The following is a 20,734-nucleotide window of genomic DNA, read 5'->3' on the forward strand; positions in this document are numbered from 1 at the left end:
CGGGGATCACCGCTCGGGACGGCGGGCCCGGCCGCGGGACCAGGGGAACGGTGCGGCTAGTCCCCGCGCTCGAACCGGAAGCCGACGCCCCGCACGGTCGTGATGTAGCGGGGGCTGCCGGCGTCGTCGCCGAGCTTGCGGCGCAGCCAGGAAATGTGCATGTCGAGGGTCTTGGTGGAGCCCCACCAGTTGGTGTCCCACACCTCGCGCATGATCTGTTCTCGGGTGACGACCTTGCCGGCGTCGCGCACGAGGACGCGCAGCAGGTCGAACTCCTTGGTGGTGAGCTGGAGTTCCTGGTCGCCCATCCAGGCCCGGCGCGACTCGGCGTCGATCCGGACGCCCTGCACGATCGGGGTCTCGGTGCTCCCGCGGCGCAGCAGGGCGCGGACGCGCGCCAGCAGCTCGGCCAGGCGGAAGGGCTTGGTGACGTAGTCGTCGGCACCGGCGTCCAGCCCGACGACGGTATCGACCTCGTCGGCCCGGGCGGTCAAGATCAGGATCGGCACCCCGTGGCCCTCGGCACGGACCCGGCGCGCCACTTCGAGCCCGTCCAGCTCGGGCAGCCCGAGGTCGAGGACGATGAGATCAACGCCGCCCCCGAGCGCCCGCTCCAGGGCCTGCGGCCCGTCCGGGCTCACTTCGACGGTGTACCCCTCGCGCCGCAGCGCACGGGCGAGAGGCTCGGAGATGGACGTGTCGTCCTCGGCGAGCAGTACTGAGGTCATGAACCGATCGTATGGCCATTCATGAACGTTTCCCGGCGTGATCCGCGCTCTTGACCTGCGGTTTGCCACTCGTAGTACTTCCACGAACACGGATAACTTGCTCCGAATGCCCAGATGACAGGATTTATTACCCTCGGTCGCCCGGCGGAGCGCGTCCATGAAACGGGCATTTCCGGCAGCCACCGCGCACCGTCATTGCGTGAAACATCACCAGAAGGGCCGCGTGGACCGCCCGTTTCGGCGTGTCGGGGGCAAGTCCGGACGTCCCGGACGGCCCGGCGGTGACTCCCGGCTCCCGTGGGGGGTACATCACACCGAAGGGGAGGCCACTGGCCAGAACGGGCATCCGTCGGTTACCTTAGGGGAGCCTAACCTTAGCGGCGAGGCTCTGACCTGCGCCGACGTCCACCACCCGAGAGGTCGCCCGCCCCATGTACGTGTGCGTCTGCCACGCCGTGACGGAGGACGACGTCCGGAGCCACATGGCCCGGGGCGCATGCCGGACCGTCCGCGACGTCAAGGCCGCCTGCGGCATGAAGCCCGGCTGCGGCTCGTGCACCCGGCGCCTCGCGTGCCTGCTCGGCGAGCAGCGGGACGAGCGTCCGGCGGGCAGCGAGCCCGTCTCCGCCGCCGCGGGCTGAACCCGCGCGACACGGGCACTCGGTGCCTGTCCAAACACGTCGCCTCATGCGAGCATGAACCGCTATGGAAGGCGACAGGGACATCATCGCGCTGCTGAACGAGCAGCTCACGGCCGAACTCACCGCGATCAACCAGTACTTCCTGCACGCGAAGATGCAGCAGAACTGGGGGTACGCGCGGCTGGCCGCGCACACGCGCCACGAGTCGATCGACGAGATGCGGCACGCGGAGCGGATCACCGACCGGATCCTGTTCCTGGAGGGACTGCCGAACTACCAGAAGCTCGGCACGCTGCGGATCGGGCAGACCGTCGTCGAGCAGCTCCGCGCCGACCTGGAGGTCGAGCTGGAGGCCGTCGCGCGGCTGCGGCCCGGCATCGAGCTGATGCGCTCGCGCGGCGACATCACCTCGGCCAACCTCTTCGAGGACATCCTCCGCGACGAGGAGGAGCACATCGACTACCTGGAGACCGAGCTGTACCTGGTCGAGCAGCTCGGCGAGCAGAACTACCTGCTGCGGCTCACCGAGGCGCCGGGCAAGGACGTCACGAGCGTCAACTGACGTCCGCGGGCTTCTCCGGGGGCGGGGAGCGGCGCAGCACGTACGGCTGGACGATCCCGAGCCCGCGCACGGGCCGCCGGACGATCCGGGTCAGGGACAGCTCGTCGGACGCGGCCAGCCGCCGCGCCAGCTCCTCGTCCACCACGACGGTGCCCGGACGGGCCAGCGACGTCAGCCGGGCGGCGAGGTTCACGGTCGTCCCGAAGACGTCGCCCATGAGCGCGAGGACGGGACCGTAGGCCACCCCGACCCGGACGTCGGGGATCTCGGTCTCGTCCATGATCTCGGCGGCGATCGTCAGCGCGATCTCCGCCCCGACGCGCGGGGTCTCGGCGCTGAACAGCACCTCGTCGCCGAGCGTCTTGACGAGCCGGCCGCCGCACGAGGCGATGATGTCGGACGCGGTCTCCTCGAACCACTCCACGACGCGGGCGAGCTCGATCTCGTCCACCTCGCGGCTCATCTGGGTGAACGAGACCATGTCGGCGAACCCGATCGCGACCTGCGGGCGCAGCGGGCCGCCCTCGCCGCCCCGGGCCTCGGCGACCGCGATGCCGCGGGTGCTGGCGGCGGCGAGCTGGCGGCGCCAGGCGTGCAGGACGAGCGGCTCGAAGTCGGTGATGTACTCCTCGGCGATCCGCAGGATGCGGTCGACGGACTCGGGGGTCGGGGCGTCGTCGGGACGGTCGCCGATCATCGCCACCAGCAGGTTGACCTGCCATTCGGCGAGCCGCGCCATCGTCTGCCCGAAGGCCCGGACGAGCCGGATCGCGCTGTCCTCGTCCAGCACGCCGTCGTCGATCAGCGCGCGGATGCGGCCGAGCGCGGCGACGTCGCCCTCGGTGTAGGCGACGGCGTCGTCCGGCATCGAGGGATAGCCGAACGCGCGCCAGACCCGGCCGGAGAACTCGCGGGTGACGCCGGACAGGCGCACCGCGTCCCGGCGCGTGTAGCGCAGCTCGCCGCCGAGCAGCATCTCTTCGACATGTCGGGGATCTGGCAACTCCGGTGACATCGTTTGCCCCCTCCGCCCGTTCCCTTGCGCGACATATCGTGACAGATCAGCTGTCGGCGGGTCGCACGTGGACCACATCTCCGGCGCTGACGCTCTGGTCGCCGTCCGGGCCCGCCACGACGAGACAGCCCTCGTCGTCGATGTCGCGGGCCGGTCCGGTGAGCGTCCGGTCCCCCGGCAGCTCGACCCGGACGGTGCGGCCGAGCGTGGCGCAGACCTCGGTGTAGGCGGCGCGCAGGCCGGACGGCTCGGGATCGCCGCCGTGCCGCGTCCACTCCCGGTACCGGGTCTCGAACTCGCGCAGGATCGCGCGCAGCAGCGGGGCGCGGTCGGCGAGCGGGGCGCCCTCGGCGCGCAGCGACGTCGCGGTCGGGACGGGCAGTTCCGCGGCCGTCAGGCTCACGTTCAGCCCGATGCCGACGATCAGCGCGTCCCCGAGCTTCTCCACCAGGATCCCGGCGAGCTTGCGGTCACCGACGAGGACGTCGTTGGGCCACTTGAGACGGGCGTCCACGGCGCTGCCGCCGCCGGAGCTGAACCGGTCCTCCCGCTCGCCGACCGCGGTGACGCGGCGGACGGCGGTCGCGACGGCCACGCCGGTCAGCAGCGGCGCCCAGCTCAGCCGGGTGACCGGCACGTCCGGGCGGACGAGCAGCGAGAACGTCAGGCCCGAGCGCGGCGGGGCCGTCCAGACGCGGCCGAGGCGCCCGCGCCCGGCCGTCTGCGCCTCGGTGACGAGCACGCTTCCCTCCGGCGCGCCGTTCTTCGCGGCGGCGACCAGGTCGGCGTTCGTGGAGCCGGTCTCGGGGACGACGCGCAGGTCCGTCCACAGCCCGCCGGGACGCAGCAGCGCCCGGCGCAGCGCGGCCTCGTGCAGCGGCGGCCGGTCGAGGTCGGCGTACGGTGACTCGCTCATCTCCCCATCCAACCTCATGGGTCCGGCGGCGTCCGGACCGGGCGGCCACCCGAATTCATCCGTCAAGTCGGCCTTGACTCGGTGTCGACCACACGGGTTCAATGGCCTGGCACTGGTCATCGAGCGTGTATTTCGAGGTTCGATCACATGCGAGCACCGGTGGATTCCGTCCGCGTCGAACGGCGGGGCGTCGAGGAGCGGAGGAACCGTACGGTCACGATCCTCGTCGGCGACCGGCGCGGCCTGCTGCGAGCGGGCCTGCGCGAGAGCGTCGAACGGTCCCCCGACCTCGCGCTCGTCGGCGAGGCGCACGACTACGCGACGCTCACGCGGGCCGTGGCCGCGCTCGCGCCGGACGTGCTCGTCCTCGGGCAGCTCGACGGCCGGGCCGAGCCCGCGCGGGTCGCGGGCCGGCTGCGCACTGAGCATCCCTCTTGGTCAGGCCGATTTCTGCTGCTCAGCGACATGCCAGGACATGTCCCGTGCGTCCCGCCGGACCGGGCGGGCGTGCTGCTGACGAGCTGCGAGCCCGAGGATTTCCGCGCCGCCGTCCGGATGCTCGCGGCGGGGTACTCGTTCGCCGCGCCCGTCGCGCCGAGCGCGGGCGGCCCGGCGCACGGCCCGGCGGGCGCGGTCGGGATGACGGAACGGGAACTGGACGTCCTGCGCTTTCTCGCGCGCGGCCGAACGAACGCCGAGATTTCCAAGGACCTTTCGCTGAGCGAGAGCACCGTGAAATCGCACGTGCAGAACCTGCTGAACAAACTGAATTTGCGCAACCGCGTCGCCGTCGTCATCTACGCCTACGAGAGCAGGCTCGTGGAGGTAGGCGCGACGCCGCCGGAGCTGTCCCGGTGGCCGGTGCCGCGCGACGGGGGCTGAGTCAGGACGCGGCAAGGCGTCCCCGATCGGTCTTGCCGGTGCACGTCCTCGGCAGGGCCCGCACGTGCCGGACGTCGCCCGGGATCATGGCCGGGGGCAGCACCGGCGCGCAGTGCCGCCGGATCTCCAGCGGCCCCGGCCCGCGCTCCCCCTCGGGCACGACGTGCGCGACGAGCCGGGCGTCGGCGCCCGTGCCGGTCACCACGACGGCCACCTCGGCGACGCCGGGGCACGACGCGAGGACGGCCTCGATCTCGCCGGGCTCGATCCGGTTCCCGCGCAGCTTCACGCGGGCGTCGTCGCGGCCGAGGTAGTGGTAGACGCCGTCGCGGAGCACCGCGCGGTCGCCGGTGGCGAACGGGCCGCGGCGCGGCGGGCGGCCCCAGTAGCCGAGCATGACGGTCGGGCCGTCCACGACGAGTTCGCCCGGTTCGCCGGGGGCGGCCTCGGTGCCGTCCGGGCGGAGAGCGCGGACGCGGTCGCCGCAGCACGCGCGGCCGAGGGGCACGGGACCGTCCACGACGGTGACCTCGTGGAACGTGCAGACGTTGGTCTCGGTGGGGCCGTAGAGGTTGAGCAGCCGGGCGTCCGGCAGGGCGGCGCGCAACCGGCGCAGCGGGCCGGGCGGGAACGGCTCCCCCGCGAACAGGACGGCCCGCAGCGCCGCCGGCCCGGCGTCGGCCAGCCCGCCCTCGCGCACCATGAGCACCAGCGCGGACGGCACCGAGTACCAGACCGTGATCCGGCGTCCGGTGACGTACTCGACGAGCCGGCGCGGCGCGAACGCGGCCTCGTCCGGCACGAGGTGCACCGACGCGCCCGCCGCGAACGCCACGTACAGGTCGAGGACGGACAGGTCGGAGTGGAACGGCGCGTGGTTGGCGAACCGGTCGCCGGGCGTCGCGCGCAGCTCGGCCGCCGCCCAGGTCGTGAACGCGAGCGCGTTGCGGTGCGACAGGCACACGCCCTTGGGCGTCCCGGTCGTGCCGGAGGTGTAGAGGATGTAGGCGAGGTCGTCTTCGCGGCGTCCGGGGACGTCCGGGACGGGCCCGGCCGGTCCGGTGCGGCCCGTCAGCAGCGGGACCCGCACGCCCGCCGCCGTGAGCTGCGGCGCCCGGCCCGGATCGGTGACGACGGCGCGCGGGGCGCAGTCGGCGACAAGCAGCGCGGCCCGGTCGGCGGGCGCGAGCGGGTCGACCGGCACGTACGCCGCGCCGAGCCGCAGCACGCCCTGCATCGCGGCGATGGCGCGGGCGCTCTTGGGCAGCCAGAGCACGACCCGGTCGCCGCGCCGCACGCCGAGCCGGGCCAGGGCGTGGGCGACGCCGTCGGCGGCGGCGTCGAGTTCGGCGTAGGTCCAGTGGCCGTCCGGGGCGTCGATCGCGATCGCGCCGGGCGAGACGCGGGCCTGCTCGCGGACGAGCCGGTCGAGCCGGGCGACGCGCATCAGCGCTCCGGTCCGGCACGTCGCGCGGCGGGGACGCGGACGAGCTGATCGAGATCCACGGCGCCAGCGTAGGAGCGCCGGACGGGCCCTGTCCTCGTCCGCTCTGCCGGATTCGCTCCCCCCGAAGTGATGAGGGGACGGGCCGAAATGAGGGGACGTTCGGTCCTTTCTCCCGACGACGGCGTCCCGGCCGCGTTCCTAGGGTGAGAGCCCGACGAGGACGCCCGAAGGGAGCCGCGATGCGCCCGGCCGGCCCGATCGACGTCCACCACCACGCCTATCCCCCGGCGCTGACCGCCGCGCTGCGCGATCTCGGCGTGACCGAGCTGGCGCCCGGCGTGCCGCTGCCGGACTGGAAGCCCGACGACTCGCTGCGCCTGCTGGACCGGGCCGGGCTGGCCGCTGCCGTGCTGTCGGCGCCGCTGCCGGACGCGGCGTTCGCGCGGCGGTCCGGGCCGCTGGTGCGGGCGGTCAACGAGGGCACGGCGGGGCTGGCGGAGGACCGTCCCGGCCGGTTCGGCGCGCTGGCCTGCCTGCCGCTGGACGACCCGGACGGCACGCTGCTGGAGATCGGCTTCGCGCTGGACGTCCTCGGGATGGACGGCGTCGTGCTCCCCGCGAGCCTGCCCGACGGCCGGACGCTCGCCGACCTGTCGCTCGTCCCGGTCTTCGACGAGCTGGACCGGCGCGGGGCCGTCGCGCTCGTCCACCCGAACCCGAGCGTCGCGTGCCGGTGCGCGGGGCCATCGGTGCCGCCGTCGCTGGTGGACTTCGCGCTGGACACGACGCGCGCGGTGGCGGGGCTGGTGTTCGGCGGGACGCTGCGCCGCTGCCCGCGCGTGCGGCTGATCGTCGCGCACGCGGGCGGGGCCGTCCCGTATCTCGCGCGGCGGTTCGCGCTCGCCGGGACGTGGGTGCTCGCGGGCGACGTCCACGCCACGCCCGAGGCGGTCGACGCGGCGTTGCACGGCCTGTACTACGACACCGCCCAGTCCGAGTCGCCCGGCGTCCTCGAATGCTTACGCGAAGTGACGGACGACTCCCACATCCTCACCGGCACCGACTTCCCGTTCATGACCGACGAGGTGATCCTCGCGGCCGGATTCCGGTCCCCCGGCCCGGACGGCGCGGCCGGACTGTTCCCCCGGCTGGCCCGCTGAGCAGCCGGTTCACAAGGCCACCGGTAAATTGGGAGGCGTTTTGTCGTATTCGGCTGGCATTCTGGTGGAGTGACCACCCCACTGGCGAGCCCCGTCCTGGTCGGCCGCGGCGCCGAACTGGCCGAGCTGCGCCGCGCCCTCGCCGACGCGCCCGGGGCCGTCCTCGTCGGCGGCGAGGCCGGGCTCGGCAAGACCCGGCTGATCCGCGAGTTCCGCGCCGGGCTCGCCGGCCGCGTGCTCGTCGGCGGCTGCCTGGAGCTGGGCTCCGACGGCCTGCCCTTCGCCCCGTTCACGACCATGCTGCGCGGGCTCGTCCGGTCCATCGGCGCCGACGGGATCGCCGAGTTCCTGCCGCGCGGCGACACCGGCGGCCTCGCCCGGCTGCTGCCGGAGTTCGGCGAGCCGGAGACCGACGCGGCGTCCGGCGAGGAGCGCGCCCGGCTGTTCGAGCTGGTGCTGATCCTGCTGGAGGGCCTGGCCGGGCAGGGGCCCGTCGTGCTCGTCGTGGAGGACGCCCACTGGGCGGACCGTTCCACCCGTGACCTGCTGGCCTTCCTCCTCCGCAACCTCGGCGCCGTGCCGCTGCTGATCGTCGTCACCTACCGGACCGACGAGCTGCACCGCACCCATCCGCTCCGCCCGCTGCTCGCCGAGCTGGGCCGGCTCGACCGCGTTCGGCGCCTCGACCTGGACCGGCTCACCCGTCCCGAGGTCGCCGAACTGGCCGGGCGGATCCTCGGGACCGACCCGTCGCACGACCTCGTCGGCCGCATCCACGCCCGCAGCGAGGGCAACCCGCTGTTCGTGGAGACCCTGCTCGACGCCGACGGCACGCTGGCGTGCGAGCTGCCCGAGTCCTTGCGCGACCTGCTGCTCGCGGGCGTCCAGCGGCTCCCCGAGGAGACCCAGGAGGTCCTGCGGGACGCGGCGGGCGGCGGCACCCGCATCGAGCACCGGCTGCTGTCGGCCGTCTCCGGTCTGGACGACCGCGCGCTCACCCGCGTCCTCCGGCCCGCCGTCGCCGCGAACGTCCTCGTCGTGGACGGCGACGGCTACGCCTTCCGGCACGCCCTGATCCGCGAGGCGCTGCACGACGACCTGCTGCCCGGCGAGTACACGCGCCTGCACACCCGCTACGCCGAGGCGCTGGAACGCGATCCGGGGCTCGTCCCGGCCGGACGGGTCTGGGTCGAGCTGAGCCACCACTGGCTCGCGGCTCACGACGCGACCTGGGCGCTCGTCAGCGCGTGGCGGGCGGCGGCCGACGCGCGCAAGGCCGTCGCCTACGCCGAGTGCCTGGCGATGCTGTCGCGCGTGCTGGAGCTGTGGGAGCGCGTCCCGGACGCCGCCGAGCGCATCGAGGCCGACCATGTCGAGGTGCTGGAGCAGGCCGCGACGGCGGCCGAGATGGCGGGCGAGTACGAACGCGGGATCAAGCTCGTCGGCGCGGCCCTGCGCGCGCTCGCCGACGACGACGGCGCCCGGGAGCGGCGCGCGGCGCTGCTCATGCTGCGCGGCGCGATGCTGCACCAGCTCGCCCGGCCCGGCTTCATCGAGGACCTGCGCGACGCCGTCGCGGCGCTGGACGAGCCGACCGTGCTGCGCGCGCGGGCGCTGTCCACCCTCGCCCAGTACGGCCGCCTGACGACCGGCATCGACGAGGCGCGCGCCGCCGCCCGGGAGTCGCTGGAGATCGCGCGGCGGCTCGGCGACGGCTCGGCCGAGACGCACGCGCTCGTCACGCTGTTCTGCGTGGACGTCGACTACGGCGACGACCTCGGGCAGCTCAGGGAGATCTCGGCGGCCGTCCGGCGGGCGGGCGGCGCGCACAGCGCGATCCTGCGGCTCTCGGTGATCGAATCCCACTATCTGGAAGGCGTCGGACGGCACGCCGAGGCCGCCGCCGTCGCCCGGCGCGGCATCGAGCAGGCCCGCGATTTCGGCGTCGCCCGGACGCAGGGCAGCTTCCTGTGCATCAACCGCGCCGAACCGCTCGTGTCCCTCGGCCGCTGGGACGAGGCCGCCGACGTGCTCCGCGAGGCCTACGAACAGGACCCGGCCATCACGATCCGGACGTCCCTGCACGTCCTGGACGGCGAGATCGCGCTCGGCCGCGGCGACGTCGCGACGGCCGCCGGGCATCTCGCGTCCGCCGCCGAGGTCATGGGACCGAAGGCGCGCTGGCGCAAGACGCAGGACTACTTCGCGACGCTGCGGCTCCAGGCCGGGATCGCGCTCGCCGAAGGACGTCCGGAGGAGGCGCTGGCGGCGGTCGCCCGGGTCGTGGAGATCCCCGGCCTGCCCGACGACGCCCGGTACGCGCTGCCCGCGCTCGTGCTCGGCGCGCGGGCGGCGGGCCAGCTCGACGACCCGGACGCCGCCCTCGCTCCCCTGGAGGCCCGCGCGGACGGCCTCGCCGTGCGCGGCGGCGCGCAGGCCGCGTGGCTCGCGACGTTCCGCGCCGAGGCCGCGTACGCGCGCGGCGTCCGCGACGGCGCGGCCTGGGACGACGTCGCCGCCGCCTGGCAGGCCCTGGAACGCCCCTACGAGCGGGCGCAGGCGCTGGAACGCACGGCGCTCGCCGCCCTCGCCGCGGGCGACCGGGACGGGGCGGTGGCGCGTCTCGACACCGCGACGGACCTCGCCCGCGCCCTCGGCGCGCGCCCGCTGTGCGGCCGGCTGGACGAGCTGGCGCGCCGCCTGCGCGGCCCCCGCGACGCCGCCCCGCTCGGGCTGACGCCGCGCGAGCACGAGGTGCTGCGCCATGTCGCGGCGGGCCGCAGCAACCGCGACATCGCGGCGGAGCTGTCGATTTCCGCGAAGACGGCGAGCGTCCACGTCTCGAACATCCTCGCCAAGCTGGGCGTCGCGACGCGGGGCGAGGCGGCGGCCACGGCGCACCGCATGGCCCTGTTCACCGAGCCCGAACCGTCCCGCTGACCCCGGTGCGGGCCGCGGGGACGGGGATCTCCCCTCCCGGATCCCCGTCCCCGGGCCGTCGGGCCACACGGGAACTTCAGTGGCCGGCCGTCCCGGCCGGGTGCCGCGGATGAAACGGTCATCTCCGCTGGGAGGGGCGGCCCCCGGCCCGTCCGGCCTGCGGCCAGTCTCGCCGCGGCACGACCCGCCCGCCATCCGGATCCACCCGTATCGGCATACCTAAAGACGCGCGGAGATCATGGCCTCCGCGCGCCTCGGTATCCGGGTCAGGACGGAACGCGCGCCACGCAGAGCACCGTCTGGCCGAACGGCGGCCGGACGAAGCGCTCGATCAGCCGGGTGAGCGGCACGACCGTCCGGTCGTAGATCCGGACGAGCTTGGGATCGGGGTAGCCCGTCCCGCCGCGCCGCACGGCCACCCACCAGGCGATGCCGCCGAGGAAGTTGATCGGCTTGAGGACCTCGGGCCGCAGCCCGGCCTCCTCGACCGACGCGCGGAGCGTCGCCGGCGTGTAGCGGGTGACGTGCCCGACCTTGCGGTCGAAGTCCCCGTAGAGCTGCATGTAGCCGGGCACCCAGATGACGATCCGGCCGCCCGGCTCGGTGACGGCGGCGAGGTCGCGCAGCGCCTGGACGTCGTCCTTGATGTGCTCCAGGACGTTCATCATGACGACCGTGTCGACCTTCTGCCGGATCTCGATCTCGGCGGGAAGCTCCAGGTCGATGACCTCGACGTCGGCCGCGTCGGCGTACCGCTTGCGCAGCTCCCCGACGCAGTAGGGGTCGTTGTCGCTGACGGCCAGGTAGTCGAGCCGTCCGACGAAGTTCTCGGAGAAGTGCCCCAACCCAGAGCCGATCTCCAGCATCGACCGTCCGACGTAGGGAGCGACGGTCTCGTGCTCGTACTTCCGGTAGTTGCGGGCCTCGTCCCCGCCCAGGTGGTTCTCCAGCGCCCCGTCCCCCGCGGCGGGTTGGACGACGTCGCCGTCGTGCGCCGGAGGTGCCTGGCGTGTGCTGAGGAGGTTGAGAAGCCTGGCGGTAAGGGTTTTCTTCTGACCTCGTGACTGCATGGTGTCCGCTCGTAGATGCGTGCGTCGCAATGTGGACCGTCGTCTCGGGGAGACCGTCCCTGCGATGGAGTCCGGACAGTCTAGCGACGACGTCCCCGCAACGTTCCCACCGCCGTTTTGACGGCGAGTGCCAGTGCGAACACGACATGTACGCGCGGTGAACGCGGGCCGTCCCAGGACGCGGCGGAGGGGGAGACCGGCCGCGGGCCGGGTGCCGCGCCCCGGGACGGGGCTTGGTCCCGCAACATACCGACGGCACGGCATGATCACATGCCGATGATTTTCATATGGCGGCACCGGGCGGCGGACGTCCGGGGCGCGCGCCCGGCCGTGCGGGCGAGTATCGGCGGACGGCTTGACCAGCGACGGCGCGCGGGGTTCGCTGTCGGTGATGGAGGAGACACGCAGGCCCACGCTCATCGCGTCGGTGCGCCGTGCCCTGCACCTGATGGAGACGGTCGCGTCCCATCCGGGCGGGGCGCCCGCCAAGCAGCTCGCGCGCGAGTCCGGGATTCCGCTGGGCACGGCCTACCACCTGCTGCGGACGCTGGCGCACGAGGGCTACGCGGCGCGGCTGCCCGACGGGCTGTGGGTCCTCGGCGACCGCGTCGGGGCGCTGGAGGGCGGGAGCCGTCCGCACCGGCTGCTGACGCGGATCCGCCCGACGCTCGTCGCGCTGCGCGACGAGCTCGGCATGGCCGCGTACTTCGGGATGCGGGTGGACGACGAGATCCGCATCCTCGACATCGCCGACGGCCCGCGCGCCCCGCGCGTGGACCTGTGGGCGGGCTTCACCGACGCCGCGCACGCCACCGCGATCGGCAAGTGCGTGCTCTCCCAGACCGACGAGGAGTGGCGGCGCGCCTACGTCACCCGGAACGTCCTCGCCGACCTGACGCCCCGGACGATCACCGACCCGGACCGCTTCCTCACCGCGCTGCGCGCCCCGCGCGACCTCTGGCTGGACCGCGAGGAGTACGCGCTCGGGACCGTCTGCGCCGCCGTCCCGGTGACGGACGCGACGGGCGGCGTCGCGGGCGCGCTCGCGGTGTCGTGCCCGGCGCCCCGCCTGCCGGAGGTGGAGCGGTCGGCGCACCGGCTGCGCGCCGCGGCCGACCGGATCGAGCGGACGCTCACGCTGACGCTCGGGTGATCCGGCCGGCCGGACGCGTCAGACGCGCTCGATGATGGTGGCGTTGGCCTGGCCGCCGCCCTCGCACATCGTCTGGAGGCCGTACCGGCCGCCGGTGCGCTCCAGCTCGTGCAGCATCTTCGTCATGAGGATGCCGCCGGTCGCGCCGAGCGGGTGCCCGAGCGCGATCGCGCCGCCGTTGGGGTTGGTCTTCTCCAGGGACGCGCCGGTGTCGCGCGCCCACGCCAGCGGCACGGGGGCGAACGCCTCGTTGACCTCGAACACGTCGATGTCGTCGATCTTGAGGTTGCTCTTGGCGAGCGCCTTCTCGGTGGCGGGGATCGGCCCGGTCAGCATGTAGACGGGGTCGGACCCGCACACCGCGAGGGTGTGGATGCGGGCGCGCGGCGTCAGGTTGTGCCGGCGCACGGCGTCCTCGGACGCGATGAGCAGCGCGGACGCGCCGATGGAGATCTGCGACGCGACGGCGGCCGTGATCGCCCAGCCCTCGCGCAGCGGGTTGAGGCCCGCCATCTTCTCCAGCGTGGTGTCGGGGCGCGCGCCCTCGTCCTTGCTCAGCCCGGCGATCGGGGCGATCTCGCGGTCGAAGTAGCCCGCCTCGATGGCCTTGGACGCCCGGCGGTGGCTCTCCAGCGCGAACTTCTCCAGGTCCTCGCGGGTGAGGCCCCACTTCTCGACCATGAGCTGCGCGCCGCGGAACTGGGTGATCTCCTGCTGGCCGTAGCGCTCGCCCCAGCCCTCGCCGAACGGGAACTCCATGCCCGCGACGAGGCTGGAGCCCATCGGCACCTTGGTCATCTGCTCGACGCCGGCCGCGACGACGAGGTCCTGCGTCCCCGACAGCACGCCCTGGGCGGCGAAGTGGACGGCCTGCTGGGAGGAGCCGCACTGCCGGTCGATGGTGACGCCGGGCACGCTCTCGGGCAGCCCCGCCGACAGCCACGCGGTGCGGGCGATGTCGAGCGTCTGCGGGCCGACCTGCATGACGCAGCCCATGATGACGTCCTCGACGGCGGCCGGGTCCACCCCGGTCCGGTCGACGAGTTCCTTGAGCACGTGGGCCCCGAGGTCGGCGGGATGGACGTCCTTGAGGGCGCCCTTCTTCGTCCCGACGGGGGTACGGACCGCGCCGACGATGTACGCCTCGGCCACTACGCCTCCAAAAGCAGGGGTCTGGGGGTTCCGTCCCTAAACCGAGTGAGATTCGGTCAGTCAGTATGAGGTTACCCCCGAGTATCCCGCAAAGCGGTGTGACCTGTATCTCCCGCGGGCGACAGTCTTCAGTCCGTCGTCTGCACCTGGCGTCCGCTGGCGTCGTCGCCGAGCGTGGTGCGCGCCAGCTTCGCCAGCAGGCTCGTCAGCTCGGGGTTCTCCTCCGGCGACCAGCCGTCCAGATGCCGCGCGAGACCCCGCGCGCGGGCCTCGAACAGGCGCTCGCTCGCGTCCCGGCCCCGCTCGGTGACCGTCAGGCCCGCGTCGGTGCGCGTGACGTATCCGCCGTCGACGAGCCTGTCCACGAACGGGCGGCCCTTCGCCGCGTCCACTCCGGCCCGGCGGGCGAGCACGTCGCCCGCGACCGGCCCCTCGCGCGCGATCCGGCACAGCGCCCACATGCTGCCCGGCGGCAGGTCCACGCCCGCCAGCCGGCCGAGCCGGGCCAGTACCTCGCGGGCGTTCGGGTCGCGGCGCATGAGGTCGCTCAGCGCCCGCTCGATCTCCTCGCGCGAGCCGCGCGCCGACGCGCCGCCGACGCCCTCGCCGTAGTCGGGCGCCGCCGCCGTGGACCGCAGCGGCGCCTCCCGCAGGAACAGCGTGAGCAGGAACCCGGCCGCTGCCACCGGCACCGCCCACAGGAACACGTGCTGGATGGCGTCGGAGTAGGCGTGCAGGAAGTGGCCGCGCACATTGGACGGCAGCTTGTCCAGGAGACGCGCGTTGCCCTGGACGGCCCGCGCATCGAATCCCGGCGGCAGCTCCCCACGGCGCGCCAGGTCCGTCATGTTCGACGCCAGGCGGTTGCTGAAGATGGAACCGAACACCGCCACACCGAACGAGCCGCCGATCTGTCGGAAGAACGTCACACCGGACGTCGCCGCTCCCAGGTCGGAGTACGGCACCCGGTTCTGGACGGCGATGACGAGCACCTGCATCACCAGTCCGAGACCGAAGCCGAGCAGTGCGAACCGCAGGCTCATCGACAACGTGGAGGACGTCTCGTCCACGCGGGACAGCAAGAACATCGCGACCGCGACGATGGGCGTCCCGACGACGGGGAAGATCCGGTAGCGGCCCGTCCGGCTGATGACCTGCCCGGATCCGATCGACGCGAGCAGCAGGCCCGCCATCATCGGCAGCAGGTGGACGCCCGACAGCGTCGGCGACACCCCGTGGACCACCTGGAGGAAGATCGGCAGGAACGTCAGCGCGCCGAACATCGCGAACCCGACCGCGAAGCTGATCGCCGCGCTGAGCGTGAACACCGACTCGGCGAACAGGTGCAGCGGCAGGACGGGTTCGGCCGCCCGTCGTTCCGCGAACGCCCACAGCGCGATGAGTACGACCGCGAGGACGCCGAGCGCGACGATCGGGAACGAACCCCAGCCGTACGTCGTGCCGCCCCACGTCGTCAGCAGCACGAGCGCCACGGACCAGCCGACGATGAGCAGCGTGCCGAGGTAGTCGATGCGGTGCGCGTGGCGTTCGGTGGGCGCGTGCAGGACCGCCGCGATGACGACCAGCGCGACCAGCCCGATCGGGATGTTGATGTAGAACACCCAGCGCCACGACAGGTTGTCCACGAACCAGCCGCCGAGCAGCGGGCCGCAGACGCTCGCGACGCCGAAGACGCCGCCGAACAGGCCCTGGTACCGGCCGCGCTCGCGGGGCGGGACGACGTCCCCGACGATCGCCACGACCAGCACCATCAGCCCGCCGCCGCCGAGGCCCTGGATCGCCCGGAACGTGATCAGCTCGGCCATGTTCCCGGCCTGGCCGCACAGCGCGGACCCGATCAGGAAGATGACGATGGAGAGCTGGAACAGCCGCTTGCGGCCGTACTGGTCGCCGAGCTTGCCCCACAGCGGCGTGGACGCCGTCGACGCCAGCAAGTACGCCGTGACCACCCAGGACAGGTGGTTCAGGCCCCCGAGGTCGCTCACGATCGTGGGCAGCGCCGTCGAGACGATCGTCTGATCCAGCGCCGCCAGCAGGATCGACAGCATCAGCGCGCCGAGGATCACCGCGAGGTCGCGGCCCTTCGGCATGTCCCGCGCGGTGGTCTCCGCGCTCGCCTGATCCGCGGCCATCCGTGCCCCCCGTGATGTCGCTTACGGGAGGGATCTACCCATCGGGAGGGAATTAGCCACACGCCCGGTGATCGGGCGACCACCGGGCGGAGCGATTCAGCGGACGACGTCCCGGGCCACCGTGGCGGCCCCCAGCGCCGCAGCGCCGCCGGACAGCGCGACCACGGCCGCGACGCTCCACAGCGGCAGCCGACCGCGCCCCTTCAGGCCGGCGACGGTGTCGAGGACGTCCGCGGCGAGCCCGTACCGTGCCCAGGCCTTGCGCGACGGGCCCTTGCCCAGCAGGTAACCGGCCCCGAGACCGATCTCCCGCGCACCGAACAGGCGCAGCGCGTAGTCGCGGGCGGGGTTGTCGGCGCCGCCCAGCCCGAGGAGCCGGGCGCTGAGCGCGGGAGCGGTGAACGCGGCCACGCCGAGCCCGATCCTGGCCTGCGCCAGGGTCTTCAGGGCGACGTCCGCTCGGTCCCGTTTGGTGTCTTCCTTCTCATCTGCCACATCCGGGAGCGTAGCCCGCCGCTCCGCCCCCTGCGCCATTAGGCTTCTGGATGCGACGCCGTTCCCGGGAGAGGATGACCGATGGAGGGGTACATAGCGCTGGTCGTCATGGCGCTGCTCTGCGCGTTCGTCATCCGGTGGACGGCCCAGCGGCTCCGGATGTCCGCGCCCGCCCGGTCCAGCATCATGGTCGTCTTCGTGATCGTGGTGCTCGCGCTGTTCGGTCGCCATCTGAACGGCGGGTGAGCGGGGTGCCGCGAACTTCGGCGCGCCGCTCGGCGTCATAACCGGCGAAACCGGTCCGGGGCGCCTTCCGGCGGACGCCGGCCCGCGCCGCCGAGCCGAGGGGGAATTCGCCGTGGCCCATCCGGCCCTCACCGCGCAGGGTGCGCTCCCCGTCCATCTGCGGCGGCTGCTGGAGTTCTCCGCGCCCGCGTCGGGCGACCTGTGCCTGGACGTCGCGGGCGGGGGCGAGGAGCTGGCCGGGGCGCTGCGGGAACGCGTCCGGCGCGTCGTCACGGCGGACGCGCCCGGTGACGCCTGCGTCCTTCCTTACGCGGAGCGGTCGTTCTCGCTGGTCACGTGCCGTCCGTCGCTGCGGTCGCTCGGCGAGCCCGCCGCCGTGGTGCGGGAGCTGCTGCGCGTCTGCGCGCCGGACGGACGGGTCGTGCTCGCCGAACTCGTGCGCGGCGACCTCACCGCGACCGGGCACGCCGCCCCGGGGTCGTCGGTCACGGAGCTGACCGGGCTGATCGCGTCGGCGGGCGGGACGATCGGGCGCGTGGACGCCTTCACCGCCGAACGTCCCCTTGACCCGTGGCTCGCAGCGTCCGACACGCCCGACGCCGACCGGATCCGCCGGACCCTGCTGCGCGAGGTGGACGGCGGGCGGGTCACGGGCGCCCGACCGCGCGTCATCGGCGGAGAGCTGTGGTTCACCCAGTCCTGGGCCCACGTCGCGATCCGCCCCTCCTGACCGCCGGAACCGCCCGCGCCGGGTAAGCGACGCAGCGAACACTGAACCGCACCAGGCGGAGATGACGCGGCGCGCGGGTGATCGCGGAGAGTTATCCACAAGTTGCGGAGCGGATTGCGGGGCGGGGGGACGGCGGGTGAGGCTGAACGGGACGTCCGGGTCGAGGGGGCCCGGGATCTGAGGGGAGGATCAGTGCGCCGTCAGCGGAAGCTCGAACCAGACCGCCTTGCCGTCCGGGGTCGGCCGGGCGCCCCACCGGGTGGCGAGCTGGTCCACCAGGTACAGGCCGCGACCGCCTTCGTCGGTCTCGCCCGCGCTCCGGATCCGGGGCAGACGCATGTCGGTGTCGAACACCTCGACCCACACCGCCTCCCGGCCGCGCCGCAGCCGCAGCCGGAACTCCTTGGCGGGCGGTTCGCGGCGGCCCAGCCGACCGCCGAGGCCGAGGCCCGTCTCCCAGTCGTCCTCGTCGAAGGCGTCGAGGTTGAACTGCACCGGCGGCGGGCCGTCCAGCACCAGCTCGCGGCGCGGCGCGGGCGTCGTCGTCGCGTGCAGCACCACGTTCGTGACCACCTCGGACACCAGCAGGCACGCCAGCTCCTGCTGGTCCTCGCCCATGTTCCACTCGGCGAACGCCTCCGCCGCCAGGCGCCGCGCCTCCGACACCATGATCGGCTCGGCGGGGAACGTGCGGTCGCGCACCGACAGCTCGTCCGGCGCCGCGCGGATCACGACGATCGCGACGTCGTCGGCGATGTCGCCCGGGACGGCCCGGTAGGCCGCCGCCGCGATGTCCTCCACGCCGCCGCTCGCCGCAGCCTCCACCGCCGCCCGCACCAGCTCGCGGGCCTCCTCGCGGGTGCGGTGCTCGCCCTCGTCCTTCGGGCGCCGGTCGATCAGCCCGTCGGTGTACAGCACGAGCGTCGAACCGGGCTTCAGCTCGGCGGTCTCCTCGTTGTAGACGATCTCGCCGCCGAGCCCCGGCGCGCGGACGCCGAGCATCGCGCCCTCGCTCTCGAACCCCAACTCGCCGACCTCGCCGTCCACGACGAGCAGCGGCGGGTCGTGGCCCGCGTTGGCGAACTGCAGCACGCGCGACCACGCGTCGTACACGAAGTACGTGCACGAGACCAGCGGAGGGCGCACCAGCTCGTCGCTGTTCCAGCCCGAGCGCGTCCGCTCGGGACGGGTCATCGTCCGCACCCACTCGTCCAGCTTGCGCAGGATGTCGGCGGGCGGCTTGTCGTCCTGGGCGAACGCCCGCAGCGCGGCGCGAAGCTGGCCCATCACGGCGGCGGCCCGCGCGCCCCGGCCCTCCACGTCCCCGATCACCAGGCCCACGCGGCCCGCGGACAGCGGGATCACGTCGTACCAGTCGCCGCCCACCTGCGTCTGGATGCCGTGCCCGTGCGACTCGATGGGACGGGCCGGCTCATACCGCCAGGCGATCTCCAGGCCGTCCAGCCGAGGCGGGTTCTCACCGGGCAGCAGGTGCTTCTGGAACGCCAGCGCCGTCTCCCGCTCCTGCTCGAACAGCAGCGCGTTGTCCACCGACAGCGCCACGCGGCTGGCGATCGCGCCGAGCAGGTCCCGGTCGAACCCGTCGTAGTGCGGGTCGGGACGGCGCGTCAGGTTCGACAGCGCCAGGCTCATCACGCCCAGCAGCTCCCCGCGCACGAGCAGCGGCGCGGCGATCACCGACGTGATGCCCATCTCGTCGCCGTGCTCGCCGGGCCGTCCGCGATGCGTGTCCTCGACCAGGACCGCGTCGCCGCGACTCATCGCCTTGGCGGCCAGGTGCCCCGGCGGGTAGACGACCGTGTCACCGACCTCGGGCCAGGTGCCGGGCGGCGGCGTCCAGTCGTCGGCGTGCCGCGACACCCGGCGGATCAGGCGGTCGCCGCTGAACAGGTCGATGAAGCAGTGGTCGGCGAACTGCGGGACGAGCGTGGCCGCCACGCGGCGGAGCGTGCTCTCCAGCTCAAGCGAGCCCGCGAGCCGGGTGCCGATGCGGTCCAGCAGACCGTAGCGGTCCTGTTCGCGCTGGTTGGAGCGCAGCGCCTCCCGCGCGAAGATCACGATGCCGTCGACCGAGCCGGAGGGGTGGCGCAACGGGACGGCGTGCGCGCGGGTGTAGACGGTCGTCCCGTCGGACCGCATGCTGCAGAAGGTGCCCTCCCACACGTTGCCCTTGAGCACGTGCCGGGCGAGTTCGGTGGCCTGCTCGTGGTCCTCCTCGGCGATCCCGAGCGACAGGATCGAGTGACCGACGAACGAGTCGTCGTCCCCGCCGAAGCCGAACAGGCGGCGGGTGAAGGCGTTGCCGTAGATGACGTTGCTGAACCGGTCGCAGACGACGACCGCCATCTCCATCTGGTTCAGCACGGTCTCGGGCGGCAGGTGCGCACCGAACGGCGGGTCGTCCCAGCTCTTCATCTGCTCACCCTGACGGCCGATCCCGAAACCTGCCCAGCGCGTCCCCGGACGGCCGGGGGCTCCCGTCGTATTGAACGACGAACCGGCGGCAGGTACGCGTCAGCGCGGCGCGCGGATGGGGAGATCTTCGGTATAGACCCTTGCGGCGCAGCGCACACGCCGCTCACCCCGCCGCTTCGCCGCAAACCTCAGCGCCTGCTCACGAAGACGTGCTGGGCGATGTCGCGCGACACTTCCCGCTCCGGCACATCCGGCTCGTCCTCGACCGTCACCCGCACCCCGTCGTCAGTTGTCCGAAGAGTCACTTGTCGTCCCGGTTGTATCCCAATCTGCTTGAGTTTAAGCATCAGATCGCTGTCGCCCTGGACCTGTTCGCTGATCCGCCGGATGACGGCCGAGGCGCCGCCCGCCGACGCGACCGCGGACATCATCGACAGGGTCGCGGTGGCGGCGTCGCCGGGCTCGTCGCCGTGGCCGCCGAGTTCGTCCAGGCCGGGGATCGGGTTGCCGTGCGGGCAGGTGGTCGGATTGTCGAGCAGCGCGACGAGACGGCGCTCGACCTCCTCCGACATCACGTGCTCCCACCGGCACGCCTCGATGTGGACGTCCTCCCAGGGGAGGCCGATGACGTTGACCAGCAGGCACTCGGCCAGCCGGTGCTTGCGCATGACGCGGGTGGCGAGGTCCCGGCCGGACTCGGTGAGCGCGAGGTGCCGGTCCCCCTCGACCCGGAGCAGCCCGTCGCGCTCCATCCGCGCCACCGTCTGGCTCACCGTCGGGCCGCTCTGCGAGAGACGTTCGGCGATGCGCGCGCGGAGGGGGACGATCCCCTCCTCTTCGAGCTCGAACACCGTCCGGAGATACATCTCCGTGGTGTCGATCAGGCCGTGTGAGGTCACAGCTCCCTCCAGCGTTCGGGCACCCGAGTCTACTTCCTCACGCCGACAGACGAGGGGACCGAGCGACAACCGGGCGATCCGGGTTTGCGAACAACACTCGGCGCCGACC

18 protein-coding genes are annotated in these 20,734 nt (G+C 73.2%); 8 read left to right on the forward strand and 10 right to left on the reverse strand.

Annotation, left to right across the window (positions count from 1 at the left end):
* Positions 1 to 56: 56 nt before the first annotated feature.
* Positions 57 to 728, reverse strand: a complete 672-nt coding sequence (locus tag GQ466_RS11690) for a response regulator transcription factor (RefSeq protein ID WP_019629095.1) — start codon at positions 726 to 728, stop codon at positions 57 to 59.
* A 431-nt stretch (positions 729 to 1,159) separates the two neighbouring features.
* Between GQ466_RS11690 and GQ466_RS11695 the strand changes: the two genes are divergently transcribed.
* Entirely contained in the window at positions 1,160 to 1,369 is a 210-nt protein-coding gene (locus GQ466_RS11695; protein ID WP_161102893.1) for a (2Fe-2S)-binding protein, read from the forward strand.
* 64 nt (positions 1,370 to 1,433) lie between these two features.
* Positions 1,434 to 1,931: a bacterioferritin gene (gene bfr, locus GQ466_RS11700; RefSeq protein WP_161102894.1), complete on the forward strand. Its 498-nt coding sequence runs from the start codon at positions 1,434 to 1,436 to the stop codon at positions 1,929 to 1,931.
* Here bfr and GQ466_RS11705 read toward each other — a convergent pair.
* Together GQ466_RS11705 and GQ466_RS11710 are read right to left on the reverse strand one after the other, a co-directional pair.
* Positions 1,924 to 2,946, reverse strand: coding sequence for an adenylate/guanylate cyclase domain-containing protein (locus tag GQ466_RS11705; protein ID WP_161102895.1), 1,023 nt, complete (start codon positions 2,944 to 2,946; stop codon positions 1,924 to 1,926). The genes bfr and GQ466_RS11705 overlap by 8 nt on opposite strands.
* Positions 2,947 to 2,992: 46 nt before the next feature.
* Positions 2,993 to 3,862: a biotin--[acetyl-CoA-carboxylase] ligase gene (locus tag GQ466_RS11710; RefSeq protein WP_161102896.1), complete on the reverse strand. Its 870-nt coding sequence runs from the start codon at positions 3,860 to 3,862 to the stop codon at positions 2,993 to 2,995.
* Positions 3,863 to 4,009: 147 nt separating this feature from the next.
* Between GQ466_RS11710 and GQ466_RS11715 the strand changes: the two genes are divergently transcribed.
* Complete coding sequence (locus tag GQ466_RS11715; protein ID WP_161102897.1) at positions 4,010 to 4,744, forward strand: LuxR C-terminal-related transcriptional regulator; 735 nt, start codon at positions 4,010 to 4,012, stop codon at positions 4,742 to 4,744.
* A gap of 1 nt (position 4,745) precedes the next feature.
* On the opposite strand, the gene GQ466_RS11720 is transcribed toward GQ466_RS11715, so the two are convergent.
* Positions 4,746 to 6,191 carry an amino acid adenylation domain-containing protein gene (locus tag GQ466_RS11720; RefSeq protein ID WP_161102898.1) on the reverse strand — a complete coding sequence of 482 codons (1,446 nt, stop codon included), beginning with the start codon at positions 6,189 to 6,191 and terminating at the stop codon, positions 4,746 to 4,748.
* 239 nt (positions 6,192 to 6,430) lie between these two features.
* On the opposite strand from GQ466_RS11720, the gene GQ466_RS11725 reads away from it, so the two are divergent.
* Both GQ466_RS11725 and GQ466_RS32290 read left to right on the forward strand, forming a co-directional pair.
* The gene (locus tag GQ466_RS11725) at positions 6,431 to 7,351 is read left to right on the forward strand and encodes an amidohydrolase family protein (protein WP_161102899.1); all 921 of its coding nucleotides are present in this window, start codon (positions 6,431 to 6,433) and stop codon (positions 7,349 to 7,351) included.
* A 69-nt stretch (positions 7,352 to 7,420) separates the two neighbouring features.
* Positions 7,421 to 10,291, forward strand: a complete 2,871-nt coding sequence (locus GQ466_RS32290) for an AAA family ATPase (RefSeq protein ID WP_161102900.1) — start codon at positions 7,421 to 7,423, stop codon at positions 10,289 to 10,291.
* 266 nt (positions 10,292 to 10,557) lie between these two features.
* On the opposite strand, the gene GQ466_RS11735 is transcribed toward GQ466_RS32290, so the two are convergent.
* Positions 10,558 to 11,361, reverse strand: a complete 804-nt coding sequence (locus tag GQ466_RS11735) for a class I SAM-dependent methyltransferase (protein WP_161102901.1) — start codon at positions 11,359 to 11,361, stop codon at positions 10,558 to 10,560.
* A gap of 391 nt (positions 11,362 to 11,752) precedes the next feature.
* Here GQ466_RS11735 and GQ466_RS11740 point away from each other — a divergent pair, with 391 nt between their 5' ends.
* Positions 11,753 to 12,514, forward strand: coding sequence for an IclR family transcriptional regulator (locus tag GQ466_RS11740; RefSeq protein WP_161102902.1), 762 nt, complete (start codon positions 11,753 to 11,755; stop codon positions 12,512 to 12,514).
* Between the two features lie 18 nt (positions 12,515 to 12,532).
* On the opposite strand, the gene GQ466_RS11745 is transcribed toward GQ466_RS11740, so the two are convergent.
* The 3 genes from GQ466_RS11745 to GQ466_RS11755 all read right to left on the reverse strand — a co-directional run bounded on the left by GQ466_RS11745 (position 12,533) and on the right by GQ466_RS11755 (position 16,314).
* Positions 12,533 to 13,666: an acetyl-CoA C-acetyltransferase gene (locus tag GQ466_RS11745; RefSeq protein ID WP_161102903.1), complete on the reverse strand. Its 1,134-nt coding sequence runs from the start codon at positions 13,664 to 13,666 to the stop codon at positions 12,533 to 12,535.
* A 128-nt stretch (positions 13,667 to 13,794) separates the two neighbouring features.
* Complete coding sequence (locus tag GQ466_RS11750; RefSeq protein WP_161102904.1) at positions 13,795 to 15,819, reverse strand: MFS transporter; 2,025 nt, start codon at positions 15,817 to 15,819, stop codon at positions 13,795 to 13,797.
* 96 nt (positions 15,820 to 15,915) lie between these two features.
* The gene (locus tag GQ466_RS11755; RefSeq protein WP_161102905.1) at positions 15,916 to 16,314 is read right to left on the reverse strand and encodes a hypothetical protein; all 399 of its coding nucleotides are present in this window, start codon (positions 16,312 to 16,314) and stop codon (positions 15,916 to 15,918) included.
* An 81-nt stretch (positions 16,315 to 16,395) separates the two neighbouring features.
* Between GQ466_RS11755 and GQ466_RS30710 the strand changes: the two genes are divergently transcribed.
* A complete protein-coding gene (locus tag GQ466_RS30710; RefSeq protein ID WP_202420392.1) occupies positions 16,396 to 16,560 on the forward strand; it encodes a hypothetical protein in 165 nt (54 codons plus the stop codon).
* Positions 16,561 to 16,672: 112 nt separating this feature from the next.
* Positions 16,673 to 17,290, forward strand: a complete 618-nt coding sequence (locus tag GQ466_RS11760; RefSeq protein ID WP_161102906.1) for a methyltransferase domain-containing protein — start codon at positions 16,673 to 16,675, stop codon at positions 17,288 to 17,290.
* A 189-nt stretch (positions 17,291 to 17,479) separates the two neighbouring features.
* Here the strand turns inward: GQ466_RS11760 and GQ466_RS11765 are convergent, their stop codons facing one another.
* The gene (locus GQ466_RS11765) at positions 17,480 to 19,726 is read right to left on the reverse strand and encodes a SpoIIE family protein phosphatase (protein WP_161102907.1); all 2,247 of its coding nucleotides are present in this window, start codon (positions 19,724 to 19,726) and stop codon (positions 17,480 to 17,482) included.
* Between the two features lie 188 nt (positions 19,727 to 19,914).
* Positions 19,915 to 20,625, reverse strand: coding sequence for an iron-dependent transcriptional repressor DtxR (locus tag GQ466_RS11770; RefSeq protein WP_161102908.1), 711 nt, complete (start codon positions 20,623 to 20,625; stop codon positions 19,915 to 19,917).
* Positions 20,626 to 20,734 lie beyond the last annotated feature (109 nt).

Origin of the sequence: Actinomadura rayongensis, assembly GCF_009831215.1 — a bacterium.
In the GTDB taxonomy this organism is placed as follows: domain Bacteria; phylum Actinomycetota; class Actinomycetes; order Streptosporangiales; family Streptosporangiaceae; genus Spirillospora; species Spirillospora rayongensis.

What these genes read in the sequence shown, in the direction of transcription:
- GQ466_RS11690 (WP_019629095.1), bottom strand. Translation starts at nt 728, where the DNA reads ATGACCTCAGTACTGCTCGCCGAGGACGACACGTCCATCTCCGAGCCT.
- GQ466_RS11695 (WP_161102893.1), top strand. Translation starts at nt 1,160, where the DNA reads ATGTACGTGTGCGTCTGCCACGCCGTGACGGAGGACGACGTCCGGAGC.
- bfr (WP_161102894.1), top strand. Translation starts at nt 1,434, where the DNA reads ATGGAAGGCGACAGGGACATCATCGCGCTGCTGAACGAGCAGCTCACG.
- GQ466_RS11705 (WP_161102895.1), bottom strand. Translation starts at nt 2,946, where the DNA reads ATGTCACCGGAGTTGCCAGATCCCCGACATGTCGAAGAGATGCTGCTC.
- GQ466_RS11710 (WP_161102896.1), bottom strand. Translation starts at nt 3,862, where the DNA reads ATGAGCGAGTCACCGTACGCCGACCTCGACCGGCCGCCGCTGCACGAG.
- GQ466_RS11715 (WP_161102897.1), top strand. Translation starts at nt 4,010, where the DNA reads ATGCGAGCACCGGTGGATTCCGTCCGCGTCGAACGGCGGGGCGTCGAG.
- GQ466_RS11720 (WP_161102898.1), bottom strand. Translation starts at nt 6,191, where the DNA reads ATGCGCGTCGCCCGGCTCGACCGGCTCGTCCGCGAGCAGGCCCGCGTC.
- GQ466_RS11725 (WP_161102899.1), top strand. Translation starts at nt 6,431, where the DNA reads ATGCGCCCGGCCGGCCCGATCGACGTCCACCACCACGCCTATCCCCCG.
- GQ466_RS11735 (WP_161102901.1), bottom strand. Translation starts at nt 11,361, where the DNA reads ATGCAGTCACGAGGTCAGAAGAAAACCCTTACCGCCAGGCTTCTCAAC.
- GQ466_RS11740 (WP_161102902.1), top strand. Translation starts at nt 11,753, where the DNA reads ATGGAGGAGACACGCAGGCCCACGCTCATCGCGTCGGTGCGCCGTGCC.
- GQ466_RS11750 (WP_161102904.1), bottom strand. Translation starts at nt 15,819, where the DNA reads ATGGCCGCGGATCAGGCGAGCGCGGAGACCACCGCGCGGGACATGCCG.
- GQ466_RS30710 (WP_202420392.1), top strand. Translation starts at nt 16,396, where the DNA reads ATGGAGGGGTACATAGCGCTGGTCGTCATGGCGCTGCTCTGCGCGTTC.
- GQ466_RS11765 (WP_161102907.1), bottom strand. Translation starts at nt 19,726, where the DNA reads ATGAAGAGCTGGGACGACCCGCCGTTCGGTGCGCACCTGCCGCCCGAG.